The sequence below is a fragment of the Bacillus sp. LSHTCR4 genome (genome assembly GCF_057197025.1).
This window is the reverse complement of record NZ_JBXUNO010000002.1, coordinates 1040669-1053787: the sequence shown is the minus strand read 5'-3', so window position 1 is coordinate 1053787 and position 13119 is coordinate 1040669. Positions and strand designations below refer to the sequence as shown.

At 36.5% G+C, this 13119-nt stretch carries 10 protein-coding genes; all 10 read right to left on the bottom strand.

Annotated features, from left to right (window positions below; translation table 11 throughout):
• Positions 1–154 precede the first annotated feature (154 nt).
• The 10 genes from mutL to AC2CGR_RS19180 all read right to left on the bottom strand — a co-directional run bounded on the left by mutL (position 155) and on the right by AC2CGR_RS19180 (position 13050).
• Positions 155–2098, bottom strand: a complete 1944-nt coding sequence (mutL, locus tag AC2CGR_RS19225) for a DNA mismatch repair endonuclease MutL (protein ID WP_270184856.1) — start codon at positions 2096–2098, stop codon at positions 155–157.
• 8 nt (positions 2099–2106) lie between these two features.
• A complete protein-coding gene (mutS, locus tag AC2CGR_RS19220; protein ID WP_270184855.1) occupies positions 2107–4785 on the bottom strand; it encodes a DNA mismatch repair protein MutS in 2679 nt (892 codons plus the stop codon).
• A gap of 181 nt (positions 4786–4966) precedes the next feature.
• Complete coding sequence (cotE, locus tag AC2CGR_RS19215) at positions 4967–5509, bottom strand: outer spore coat protein CotE (protein ID WP_001288800.1); 543 nt, start codon at positions 5507–5509, stop codon at positions 4967–4969.
• 125 nt (positions 5510–5634) lie between these two features.
• Positions 5635–6066 (bottom strand): YlbF/YmcA family competence regulator, encoded by a 432-nt coding sequence (locus AC2CGR_RS19210; RefSeq protein WP_016086647.1) that lies wholly within the window; start codon positions 6064–6066, stop codon positions 5635–5637.
• A gap of 3 nt (positions 6067–6069) precedes the next feature.
• Positions 6070–7599 (bottom strand): tRNA (N6-isopentenyl adenosine(37)-C2)-methylthiotransferase MiaB, encoded by a 1530-nt coding sequence (miaB, locus tag AC2CGR_RS19205; RefSeq protein WP_029439566.1) that lies wholly within the window; start codon positions 7597–7599, stop codon positions 6070–6072.
• A 427-nt stretch (positions 7600–8026) separates the two neighbouring features.
• Positions 8027–8893 (bottom strand): 2-oxoacid:ferredoxin oxidoreductase subunit beta, encoded by an 867-nt coding sequence (locus AC2CGR_RS19200; protein WP_000190154.1) that lies wholly within the window; start codon positions 8891–8893, stop codon positions 8027–8029.
• Positions 8880–10637 carry a 2-oxoacid:acceptor oxidoreductase subunit alpha gene (locus tag AC2CGR_RS19195; protein WP_000625421.1) on the bottom strand — a complete coding sequence of 586 codons (1758 nt, stop codon included), beginning with the start codon at positions 10635–10637 and terminating at the stop codon, positions 8880–8882. The genes AC2CGR_RS19200 and AC2CGR_RS19195 overlap by 14 nt, the downstream gene beginning before the upstream one ends.
• 227 nt (positions 10638–10864) lie before the next feature.
• Complete coding sequence (locus tag AC2CGR_RS19190; protein WP_042875433.1) at positions 10865–11788, bottom strand: dipeptidase; 924 nt, start codon at positions 11786–11788, stop codon at positions 10865–10867.
• 58 nt (positions 11789–11846) lie between these two features.
• On the bottom strand, positions 11847–12107 hold the full coding sequence (gene spoVS / locus AC2CGR_RS19185) for a stage V sporulation protein SpoVS (protein WP_000404341.1): 261 nt from the start codon (positions 12105–12107) through the stop codon (positions 11847–11849).
• 148 nt (positions 12108–12255) lie between these two features.
• Positions 12256–13050 (bottom strand): TIGR00282 family metallophosphoesterase, encoded by a 795-nt coding sequence (locus AC2CGR_RS19180; protein ID WP_001221095.1) that lies wholly within the window; start codon positions 13048–13050, stop codon positions 12256–12258.
• Positions 13051–13119 lie beyond the last annotated feature (69 nt).

Genomic DNA, 13119 nt, shown 5'->3' with positions numbered 1-13119 from the left:
TTGAGGTTATCTCTAGTTTATAAATGAATTTTTAACATATAGTTGTAAAAGAATTATATTAAAAAGGAGCGAATTGTTACTATCGCTCCTTTTGATTTCTCTCTATATTTTACTAAAATAACCAGAAATCATTTTTTCACTATGAACATTATCCCTACATAACCCTCTTAAACATCTTCTCCAACTCATAAGTAGAATGATGCACAAGAATTGGTCTTCCGTGCGGGCATGTGTATGGGTTTGTTGTTGTACGAAGTTCTTCCAGTAAAGCAAATATTTGATCGTTCGTTAAATATTGATTTGCTTTAATGGATGCTTTACAGCTCATCATGATGGCTGCTTCTTCACGTAACTTTTTAATATCAACTTTTTTTAGTTTAACGACTTGCTCCATCATTTCATCGATAATTTCTGTTTCTTGTCCTTTTGGGAACCACGTTGGATGTGAGCGGACAATAAAGGATTGATGGCCGAATTGCTCCAAGAATAAACCGACTTTCTTTAGTTCTTCTAGCTGCTCTTCGACACGTAAAAATTCAGTAAGAGATAAGTCAATACGGTATGGTACGAGTAGTTCTTGTACTTCTTGCGCTACTCGTCCTACTTTATCACGGAAGTATTCATAATTAATACGTTCCTGCGCGGCATGCTGGTCAATCATATATAAGCCTTTATCATTTTGGGCGAAAATATATGTTCCGTGCATTTGTCCAATTGGATAAAGTGGTGGTAAATCATTACCATTCATTTCAATCTCTTTTATTTCCTGAACTTCTTCTTCCAATTCTTCTAATTCAAAATCCTCTTCGTTACTATCCCACGATTTCTCTTCTCGAATCGGTTCTTCCATTATCGGTTTTGTAGATGGTTGCCAACTTTGTTCTTCTCTTACGAGTGATTGTGGTGGTTGCCATTCTTGCTTTGGCGGTTGCCACACTTGTGCTGGCTGTTTCACAGCCAGTGGTTCTTCTTGTTTTTCATCCATGCCCGTCGGTAAAACGATCTCTGGCATAGATGGTTCTTTCGGCTTCGCATGCTCAAACTGGAACTGTTCTTGCACACTTTCATCTTTTTCTTTTTTCTTCGTTGTTACACCTGCATCTGGAATGAGCTGTATTTTTTTGAATGCTGCTTGCAATGTTTCTTCGATTAGCTTTAGTAATTCTTGTTCTTTACTAAAACGAACTTCCAATTTCGCTGGATGTACGTTAACGTCAACTAGCATTGGATCCATTTCAATCGATAAGAAGCCGATTGGATATCGTCCGACTGGCAGTAATGTATGGTATCCTTGCTGAATGGCTTTCATTAATACGAAATTTCGAACGTAACGACCATTTACAATTGTTGACATATAATTTCGAGATGCTCTCGTTACTTCTGGTAATGTTACATAACCTTTAATGGTAAAATCTAAAGATTCAGCTTCAATTGGAATGAGCTTCTTCGCAACTTGAATGCTATAAATCGATGCAAGTACTTGTCTTACATCACCATTTCCTGATGTATGAAGCAATTTCTTTTCATTATGAAATAGCTTTAATGATACTTCTGGATGTGACATTGCAATACGATACACGATATCTGTAATATTACCAAGCTCTGTATGAATGGTTTTCATATATTTAAGACGCGCTGGTGTATTAAAGAATAAGTTTTGTACTGTAATATCGGTTCCTTTTCGGCTCGCTGTTTTCTCCTGCTTTATAATGTCTCCACCTTTAATAATAAGGTGCGTACCAGGTGCATCACCTGTGCTAGTGATTAATTCTAATTCACTAACTGAGGCAATACTCGGCAATGCCTCACCGCGGAAACCGAGTGTTCTTATGCGAAACAGATCGTTTTCATCTTTAATTTTGCTCGTCGCATGTCGTTCAAAAGCGACGATACAATCTTCTTCTGCAATGCCATCTCCATTATCAATGATGCGAATTTTCGATAAACCAGCTTCTTCTAAGTGGATTTCAATAGATGTACTATTCGCATCGATAGAATTTTCCACAAGTTCTTTTACGACTGAGGCAGGGCGCTCTACTACTTCCCCTGCCGCAATTAAGTTAGAGAGTTGGTCATCGAGTTTGCGAATTTTCCCCATCTACTTACTCATCCTTTCTTTAACTTTTTCTGTAAGCGATATAATTCGTTCATCGCTTCTAAAGGTGTCATATCAAGTAAATCGATTTTTTTAATTTGCGCCAATACTGCTGTTTCTTTTTGATCTAGCAGAGGCTTTTCTTGTTTCTTCGAAGACTGTTCTCCTCCAAAGAAAGATAGTTGCGATTCTTCTTCATTCTCTACCTTCGTTTCTTCTATTTCTACTGGATCTTCTTTTACAACTACAGGTTCTGAAATTACTTCTTGCTCTTGCGCTTTCACTTCTACACGCTTTGGAATAATAATTTCTTCTTGTCCTTCTAATTGTGCTAACACTTCTTTCGCACGAGCAATTAAGCTATCTGGAAGCTCCGCAAGTTGCGCAACGTGAATTCCGTAACTTTTATCAGCTGCTCCATCTTGAATTTTGTGAAGGAATACTACTTTTCCGTTCTCTTCAATAGCTGAAACGTGTACATTTTTTAGTTGATCTAAACTTTCTTCTAGCACCGTCAATTCATGATAATGCGTAGAGAATAACGTTTTCGCACCAATTTGGTCATGAATATGTTCAATGATTGCTTGTGCAAGTGCCATACCATCATACGTAGATGTACCGCGTCCAATTTCATCAAATAAAATTAAACTTCTTTCTGATGCGTTTGCAATTGCATTTTTCGCTTCTAACATTTCGACCATAAATGTACTTTGACCTGAAATTAAATCATCCGCTGCGCCAATTCTCGTAAAGATTTGGTCAAATACAGGTAATACTGCTTCTGTTGCTGGTACGAAACAACCGATTTGCGACATAACCGTTACAAGTGCTAATTGTCTCATATACGTACTTTTACCAGACATGTTCGGTCCTGTAATTAAAAATACATCCATATTCTCTGGCATAATACAATCATTCGGTACATACAATTTCCCGTTCAATACTTTTTCAACGACAGGATGACGACCATCTTTAATGAAAATTTCACGCTTCGTTGTTAGTACAGGTTTTACAAACTGTTCCTCTTCACTCACTGTCGCAAAACTTTGCAGTACGTCTAATTCACTAATCACTTTCGCTAAATGCTGTAATTTCGGAATAAATACTTTTACTTCTTCACGAAGCGCTGTAAATAAATCGTATTCTAGTTGTACAATTTTTTCTTCTGCTTCTAAGATTAATGTTTCTTTTTCTTTTAGTTCATCTGTAATGAAACGTTCCGCATTAGCAAGCGTTTGTTTACGCTCATAACGGCCTTCTGGTAATGCTCCAAGGTTCGCTTTCGTTACTTCAATGTAGTAACCGAAAATACGGTTGTATCCGATTTTCAACGATTTAATTCCTGTAATATCACGCTCTCGTTTTTCAAGCTCAGCAATCCACGTTTTTCCGTTTTTACTCACGTAACGATATTGATCCAGCTTGTCATTATAACCATCTTTAATAATATCTCCATCTTTAATAGAAAGCGGTGGATTTTCTTGAATACTTCTTCCTAGTAATTCTGTTAAGCTCTCACATGGATCTGCACCTTGAATTAATCTCGCTGCATACGCGTTATCTAACAAACTAATCGCTTCTAAAATGGCTGGTACTTGCAGTAAAGATCGTCTTAACTGTAATAAGTCCCTTGCATTTACATTACCGAATGCAACTTTCCCTGCTAAACGTTCTAAATCATATACTTCTTTTAATTTTTCTTTTAAATCTTCACGCAAGAAGTAATCATTTACAAACGTTTCAACCATTTCTAAACGCTCTTCTACTTTTTCTTTTTGGATCAGTGGACGCTCCATCCACTGTTTTAACATACGACCACCCATAGCCGTTTTCGTCTTATCTAATAGCCATAATAATGATCCTGTTTTTTCCTTCGTTCGAAGTGTTTCTGTCAGCTCTAAATTTCGCTTTGAATGCACATCAATTTTCATAAATTGATTCGTATAATAAATTTCCACTGGTTGTAAATGATCTAATGAACGTTTTTGCGTTCTTATCACATAGTTAAATAAGCGGCCAACTGCTTTAATTAACTTTGCTTGTGAAACATTTTTCACAAGGTGTTCTAATCCTTCAGGAATTGCCGTTGCATCTTCATATGAAATCGTCATTTTTAACGTTTCAGTTAACTTGTTTAGTTCATCTTTAGAAAAGGAAGAATCTACAACAATTTCTTTCGAACCAGTTGCATACACTTCTAATAAAATATCTTCTACTGAACCGGTCAATAACGTTACTGTATTTTGTCCAGTCGTTAAATCGTTACAAGCTAACGCATATGATCCATCTTCAAAATGTGTTAATGCGGCTAAGAAGTTATTTTCTTTCTCATCAATCGTACGCCCTTCCATCATCGTTCCTGGCGTAATTAATTGTACGACTTCACGGCGCACTACACCTTTAGCTGTTTTTGGATCTTCTACTTGCTCACAAACCGCTACTTTATATCCTTTTTCAACAAGTTGTTCAATATAGTTTTTAGCCGCATGATACGGTACACCGCACATCGGTATACGTTCACTACTACCACCGTCTCGGCTCGTTAATGTAATTTCAAGTTCGTGGGCTGCTTTAACAGCATCCTCAAAGAACATTTCATAAAAATCACCTAAGCGGAAAAATAAAAAGGCATCTTGATAGTCTGCCTTAACTTTTAAATATTGCTGTATCATAGGCGTATATTGCGTCATACTTCTCCTCCATAATTCTTACATAATAATCTATATTCATATATGTCACATTTCACGGACATCCATATCTCCTATTTCAGGAGTCTTTCTTCATTATAGCACATTTCATTAGGAATCATGTTCATTCAAGCACCACTTATGTAAAGTAAAAAGCTAGGAAGAACTTCTCCCTAGCTTTCTATTACTCTTCTTCTGCGTCAACGATAAAGTTCGGATCTAACTCTTCAAACTCATCATCATCGATTTGGAAATCTTCGTCTGATTCTACACAACCTTCAGGGTTTACACTTACACAAATTTTCGTTTCGCCAACTACTTCTGTTACAAATTCACGTTCTACCGTTACAACAATTTTATTACCATTTGGTGATACAAGAGCTTCTAAACAATTTGGTGGCTGAATAACACGAGCAATAATTTCTAAATCATCACCAGAAAAGTTTTTATCACGATATCCAATACTTACTTCATCTGTGTAGTTTACACGTTCTGTTACAACTTCTGTCTTTGTATTGCCATCGAATGAATACCAAGTGTTCACATCATAGAAACCTTCAATTTCCACATGTTTTCCATTCTTTCTTGCTTCGTACGAGTGGTTAATTACCCAGCACCCTAAAATACTTGTTGGCTCATTATTCGATTCACATGTATGCGTTGACTTTGTATACTTACGTCCTTTTCCAACCACTGCTTTTGTAATAATCTCTCTAAATTCGGACATTCGTAACCCTCCTCAATCACTATTCACTTAATCATATGCGTGACAATAGCGGAATGTGTCATTCTTTTTTTGAGAAGAACTTACGTTTAATCCACTAAAAAAAGAGATGTCATTTCGACATCTCTTTAACAACCACAATTTCCTTTTTTACTTTCTACCGCTGCGCCCGTTTCACCCTTCAATACATCGCCATTCGTTGAAATTAATATTTCATCTGTTACGTTGTTAGAAATCGTACTTGCAACTAGCTGTAATAAGTCATTTACATATGTTTGTGAAGATTTAAATTCTTGTACAACTGGGATACTATCTAACTTATCTTGCAGGGCATCAATTTCAGCTTCTACTTTTTTCAAAGCTTCCCATTTCCCGTAATGTTGCAAGTTTACTGCTTGTTTTTGCAGTGCTTTAATTTCATCAATTGCGCGCTTTACATTTTCATTTTTATGAATTTGCGCCTCTGCTTTCTTAAAGAAATCAACTTCTTCTGTTTCAGAAATCATTTTTGCTAATTCTTTTGCTTGCTCAACAATTTCATCTTTCGAATATGCTTTCATCTATTATTCCACCTCAATCGGCTCTTCAACTAATTCTCCGTTAAGAGACCAAGTTTTTGCATCCGTTACTTTTACTTTCACAAGCTGACCAATTAAAGACTTTGGAGCAACGAAGTTTACAAGTTTATTCGTACGAGTATAACCTGCAAGTACTTCTGGATTATTTTTACTTTCCCCGTCAACTAACACTTCTACAATTTGACCTTTATAACGATCATTCTTTTCAATTGCCAATTTATTTACTAATGCATTTAAGCGTTGAAGACGTTCTTTCTTTACTTCCATCGGTACATTATCTTTCATTTTTGCAGCTGGTGTACCTTCGCGCGGAGAATAAATAAAGGTAAAGGCCGTATCAAATCCTACTTCACGATATAACGACATCGTTTCTTCAAATTGCTCATCTGTTTCATTCGGGAAACCGACGATAATATCAGTTGTTAATACCGCGTTTGGAATTGCTTCTTTAATTTTTCTTACAAGCTCCAAATAATGCTCACGTGAATATTTACGAGCCATAATTTTTAACATTTCTGTGCTTCCAGATTGAACTGGTAAGTGAATATGTTCTACTAAGTTTCCGCCTTTTCCAAGCACTTCAATTAAGTGATCATCGAAATCGCGTGGATGGCTCGTTGTAAAACGAATACGGGCAATATCAACTTTACGGAGTTCGTCCATTAAATCACCAAGACCGTATTCTATATCTTCAAAGTCTTTACCATATGCATTTACGTTCTGTCCAAGTAACGTAATTTCTTTATAACCATTCGCAGCTAAATGACGAATCTCTTGGATAATGTCTTCTGGACGTCTGCTTCGCTCTTTTCCGCGTGTATACGGTACGATACAATATGTACAGAACTTATCACAGCCATACATAATATTTACCCAAGCTTTAATATCACCACGGCGTACTTTCGGAAGGTTTTCAATTACGTCTCCTTCTTTGGACCAAACTTCAACTACCGTCTCCTTCGAGAACATTGCATCTTTTAGAATGTACGGTAATCTATGAATATTATGCGTTCCAAACACCATATCTACATGCTGATTTTTTTGCATAATTTTATTTACAACAGATTCCTCTTGAGACATACAACCACATACACCAATTAAAAGGTCCGGATTTCTTCGTTTTAGTGACTTTAAATGACCTAGTTCGCCGAACACTTTATTTTCAGCATTTTCACGAATGGCACAAGTATTTAATAATACTACATCTGCATCTTCAGTTGAAAAGGTTGGTTCATATCCCAGTGCAGTGAAAATACCCGCCATTACTTCTGTATCATGCTCATTCATTTGACAACCATATGTACGAATATAAAACTTTCTTCCTGCACCAAAATTGCGAAACTCTTCAGGTAAGCCAAAATCCCGTTCAATTTTAACTTCTTCTTTCCCTCGCTTTTTCGCGTCTTTTAAGGAAGGTGGTTGGTATACACTTTCAAAGTATTTGCTATAATCTTTCTCTTCTTTTTTCGTAGAGGAATTCACTTGTTGACTTGCTAATCGTTGTTGCTCGTTCATCGGTAATCTCCTTTCACCCTTAACTATACACACTCTATAGTCCATTTTAATGCGCTTAGACCCACCTCAAAAATGGTTAGATAGCTTGAGAGATACTTGTCCTTTGAAACTTGAGTAATCAATCTAATCATCTATAAGAATGAAGTCTTCCCCACACAAATAGACATTCCCTTTTTGTATTTCTTTTGTCCTACCCAAAAGCATATTGCTTTATCCCTATACACATTACCATAGTATGAAGTGTTTCGCCAATTTTTACAAAGAAGAAGGCTTATCCTATTATTACATTTCCTAGTTAATGAACATGCAATTTTCATACAACGATTTATATATTATTTTACCATTCTGAATTTTCTAAGTAAATAAAACTACCTTATATTTTTACTCATTAAAAAAGGTTGCCAAATGGCAACCTCCTCTTCTTACATTACATAAATTCAGCAACAAGCTCATCAAACATTTTCTGATCCATATTTAAATCAGATTGCACTAAAGGCTTCTCACTATAGCCTTTTACTAGTTCTTGGTATGAAGGTTGCGCTGTATTTTGATAAATTAAACCTGTTACTAATCCGTTATTTTCCATTAATGTTTGCATAGCCATCATGCGATTAGACGGATCATATCCCTCTACTGTACTTAGTTTTGTTAAATTCTCTTTAAACCAATCGTAAGTATTTACTTTATTGTAAGTAACACATGGGCTGAACACGTTAATTAATGAAAATCCTTTATGATTAATACCAGCTTCAATAATTTGTGTTAATTCTTTTAAATCACTTGAAAAGCTTTGCGCCACAAATGTCGCACCAGCTGTTAAGGCCATTTCCATAACATTTAGTGACGGTTCAATTGAACCTTGTGGTGTACTTTTCGTTTTGAATCCAGCTTCACTACGTGGTGAAGTTTGCCCTTTTGTTAATCCGTAAATTTGGTTATCCATTACGATGTACGTAATGTCAATGTTACGACGAATAGAATGGATCGTATGTCCCATACCAATCGCAAATCCATCACCGTCACCACCTGATGCGATAACTGTTAAATCACGGTTTGCCATTTTTACACCTTGCGCAATTGGAAGGGCACGACCATGAATACTATGCACACCATATGAATTAATATATCCTGAAATACGACCTGAACATCCGATACCAGAAATAACAGCAAGTTCATCTGGATTTAGGCCAACGTTAGCTGCCGCACGTTGAATTGCAGCTTGCACCGAGAAGTCTCCGCAACCTGGGCACCAGTTTGGTTTTACACTGTTACGAAAGTCCTTAAATGTTGCCATTTAATACAACCCCTTTTTTGCATTCGTTGTAAATCTCTTTCGGCAAGAATGGGTTCCCATCATATTTTAAAAGACTAGAAATTTTCTCACCGTTACCAAGATTCATTTTCATAATGTTAGCAAGTTGACCTGTTGCATTGTTTTCTACCACTACAACACGCTTCGCATTTTTTACAAGTGGATCGATTTCAGCTGTTGGGAACGGGTGAATTAAACGCACATGAGCATGGTTTACTTTCATACCCTCTTGTTCTAAGCGCTCCATTGCTTCTTCAATCGCACCACGAGTTGAGTTAAATCCAACAAGCAATACGTCTGCTTCTTCATGCTTAACATTTTTATAAACAGGGGTATTAAACTTCAAGTTCTCCATTTTACGGAAACGTTTGTCCATTTGATCTTTACGGTTTATAGCTGATTCAGATGGTTTACCAGTTTCATCATGTTCTACACCTGTAACATGGTGAACACCATTTTTCATACCAGGTAAAACACGCGGTGAAACGCCATCTTCTGTTACTTCATAACGCTTGAAGTATGCTTTATTTTCACGTTCTGGTAATTCCGCTTCTAAATCAAGTTTACCACGACGAATTTCCACTTTATCTAACTTAAGTGGTTCTACCGTTTGTTTCCCTAAAGAAAGCTGTAAATCTGTTAAGAAAATAACAGGTACTTGATATTCTTCAGATAAGTTAAACGCTTCTACAATATCATAGAAAGCTTCTTCTACTGTACTTGGCGCCATTACGATTTTTGGAATTTCACCGTGCGTACCGTAAATCATCGCCATTAAATCAGACTGCTCTTGTTTCGTAGGTAACCCTGTACTTGGACCACCGCGTTGTGTATCAACAATAACTAACGGCGTTTCTGTAATACCCGCTAAACCGATCGCTTCCATCATTAAAGATAGGCCTGGACCAGCAGAGGCAGTTAATGTACGAACACCAGCATAGTTTGCACCGATTGCCATTGTACAAGCTGCGATTTCATCCTCAGTTTGGATTACTGTTCCGCCGACTTTTGGCAATTTTTTAATTAAGTATTCCATAATTTCAGATGCAGGTGTAATTGGATATGCAGACATAAAGCGAGCACCACCAGCTACTGCACCAAATGCAATTGCATCGTTCCCAATCATAAACATGCGCTTCTGACCATCAGCTTTTTCAAGCTGCATCATGTTTACTTTCTCACCTAGTAACTCTTTCATATATTGAGAGCCGCGCTTAATCGCGTCCATATTCTTTTGAACAACTTGCTCTCCTTTACGACCAAAGATCTCTTCAACAACATCTAAATAAGCTGTTTCATCTAATCCTAATACCGCACTTGATGCTCCAACAGCAACCATGTTTTTCATTAATGATGTGCCTAATTCTGAAGCAATATCTGTAAACGGTATCACATATAGATTTACATCTGTATTGTCAGGTATTGTCGGATTAAATTTCGCATCTGCAACTACAATCCCGCCCGGACGTAGTTCGTGGAAGTTAAAATCAATTGTTTCTTGATCAAAAGCAATTAAAATATCTAAATCATCTGAGATCGCGCGTACTTCTGTTGTACTTACACGAATTTTATTATTTGTATGGCCGCCTTTAATACGTGATGAGAAGTGGCGGTAACCGTATAGGTAATATCCTAATCGGTTTAATGCAATACAGAAGATCTCTCCTGTACTTTCAATTCCTTCACCTTGTTGGCCTCCAACTTTCCATGAAAGTTGACTAATCATCTCCTACACCCCTTTTGGCTGCATTCATTGTAGTGTATTTTTTTACAGTAATAGTTTAGCATTTTTTATGCAAATAAACTACAATGGACGCAAATTATGCCTCTTCTGATTTCCCTGAATCTTTAGTATAAAGCTATTTTGTTTTTCATTCTAGTATTAGGTCTTAAAAAAAGCAATAATATCAAATGAATTAATTCTAATTTTTCTGGATTTTTAAAACAAAAATCTTAAAAGCCGATATGTTCAACAAAATTATCATATAGAAATCGCTCTACAGTAGATGCAGCATAGTGTTTACAAAGCTCGTTCATTACATTTTCATAATCTCGATACGCTGATACATTTACAACTGTTTCTACTATCCCATCAAAATCCGAACCAAACCCTATATTGTTCTCTCCACCTAATGAACAAATATATTCGATATGTCTTACTATATCTGCTACATTCGCTTGTTTTTCATTTGTTAGAAACTGCGGTACAAAAGTGACACCGATCATGCCATTTCGCTTTATAAGAGCTTTAAGTTGTTCATCGTTTAAATTACGTGGGTGCTGGCAAAGTTTCATACAATTTGAGTGGGAAGCAATCGGATTTTTTGCAATTTCTATAACATCCCAAAAACTTCTTTCATTCAAATGAGACACATCAGTCCATACATGTAACGCATTCAGTTCTTGTACAACATGTTTACCAGAAGTCGTTAAACCTGCCCCACGTGTCTCTAGCGCACCATCAGCTAATAGATTGGCATAATTCCATGTTAGTCCAAAAGAACGTACTCCTAGGCGATACAACAACCGTAATTTCATTGCATCTTTTCCAATTGCTTCGCATCCTTCTAGTGTTAATATCGCTCCAATCTCGTCCTGTTTTAACATGTTAATATCATCTTTTGTCTGAATAAACTTCACACCTGGTAGGGATAAAATTTCATTATAAAAAATATCTACCATTTGCAATGCTACTTCAAATCGGTTTTCATATGCCACTGTTTCTGGCACATATATAGCAAAACATTGTATACTTCCTTTTCTGTTCTTTAACTGTTCAAATGTAATATGTAATTGCGAATCATGTTTAAAATCCTTTCTCCCTTGTGCACTCCATAACTGAAGAAGCACATCACAATGAGCATCAAAAATTTTCATTTTCATTCCTCCATTATAAAAACAACCTGTTTGCATACTGCAAACAGGTTGTTTAAACTTAACGAGGTTCTACAATTAATTTTATTGCTGTACGTTCTTCCCCATCAATCATGATATCCGTAAACGCTGGGATACAAATCAGGTCCAAACCACTAGGCGCTACAAATCCTCTTGCAATTGCTACTGCCTTTACCGCTTGGTTCAATGCACCTGCACCAATGGCTTGAATTTCTGCTGTTCCGCGTTCGCGAATAACACCTGCAAGTGCACCAGCTACAGAATTAGGGACCGACGTTGCTTTAACTTTTAATATTTCCATTCCGCGTTTCCTCCTCGTTTCTATAAAAAGTATTAGCAATTATTTCACTTTAACTTATATTCACGAGGAATGACACGTATTCCTGCTAAATTTCTGTAATTTTTCTAAAAAATTAAAAAATAATAACTTATCTAAATTTTAACAGAGATTACTCAAAAAATGGTTGATCATCATTAATTAAGATACGCTCAATTTTCTTAGCTTTTCCTGTATTAGGATCCACATCAATTAACACTGCACTTAATTGCGTTCTACCATTTGTTACTTCAAATCGCACTGGTAAGTTTGTTAAAAACTTCTTCAATACTGCTTCTCGGTCCATGCCTAAAATTCCATCGTAAGGTCCTGTCATACCAACATCTGTGATATATGCCGTCCCGCTTGGTAAAATGCGATTATCTGCTGTAGGAACATGCGTATGTGTACCTACTACCGCTGTAGCACGACCATCTACATACCAACCTAACGCTTGTTTTTCACTTGTAGTTTCCGCATGGAAATCAACAAAGATAATATTCGTACGTTTTTTCGCAATGTTAATTAATTCATCCACTTTACGGAATGGACAATCAATTGGAGGAAGGAATGTCCGTCCTTGTAAGTTAATAACTGCAACTTCTGTTCCATTACAGTTCACAAAAATAAGCCCTTTTCCTGGAGTTCCTTCTGGGAAGTTAGCTGGTCTTGCAAGATATTTTGCATCATCGATGAATTCAAATACTTCACGATTATCCCAAGCGTGATTTCCAAGTGTAACCGCTTGTGCTCCGCACTCTAAAAAGTTACGGTATATTTTTTCTGTAATTCCACGGCCACCTGCTGCGTTTTCTCCATTAATGATTGTTACTGTAGGTGTATATTTTTTCTTTAATGCCGGTACGTATTGTTGAATCATACCTCTACCAGGAGATCCTACTACATCCCCAACAAATAATATTCTCATATGTCTTACCCTTTCTATGTACTGCATTTTTTATTGCTATAGCATTAAGTAAATTCCTTATAATATGTT

Coding starts and splice junctions, on each gene's coding strand:
- AC2CGR_RS19200 (WP_000190154.1), bottom strand. CDS start 8,893: ATGGCAACATTTAAGGACTTTCGTAACAGTGTAAAACCAAACTGGTGC.
- cotE (WP_001288800.1), bottom strand. CDS start 5,509: ATGTCCGAATTTAGAGAGATTATTACAAAAGCAGTGGTTGGAAAAGGA.
- AC2CGR_RS19190 (WP_042875433.1), bottom strand. CDS start 11,788: ATGAAAATTTTTGATGCTCATTGTGATGTGCTTCTTCAGTTATGGAGT.
- mutS (WP_270184855.1), bottom strand. CDS start 4,785: ATGACGCAATATACGCCTATGATACAGCAATATTTAAAAGTTAAGGCA.
- AC2CGR_RS19180 (WP_001221095.1), bottom strand. CDS start 13,050: ATGAGAATATTATTTGTTGGGGATGTAGTAGGATCTCCTGGTAGAGGT.
- AC2CGR_RS19195 (WP_000625421.1), bottom strand. CDS start 10,637: ATGATTAGTCAACTTTCATGGAAAGTTGGAGGCCAACAAGGTGAAGGA.
- spoVS (WP_000404341.1), bottom strand. CDS start 12,107: ATGGAAATATTAAAAGTTAAAGCAACGTCGGTCCCTAATTCTGTAGCT.
- mutL (WP_270184856.1), bottom strand. CDS start 2,098: ATGGGGAAAATTCGCAAACTCGATGACCAACTCTCTAACTTAATTGCG.
- AC2CGR_RS19210 (WP_016086647.1), bottom strand. CDS start 6,066: ATGAAAGCATATTCGAAAGATGAAATTGTTGAGCAAGCAAAAGAATTA.
- miaB (WP_029439566.1), bottom strand. CDS start 7,599: ATGAACGAGCAACAACGATTAGCAAGTCAACAAGTGAATTCCTCTACG.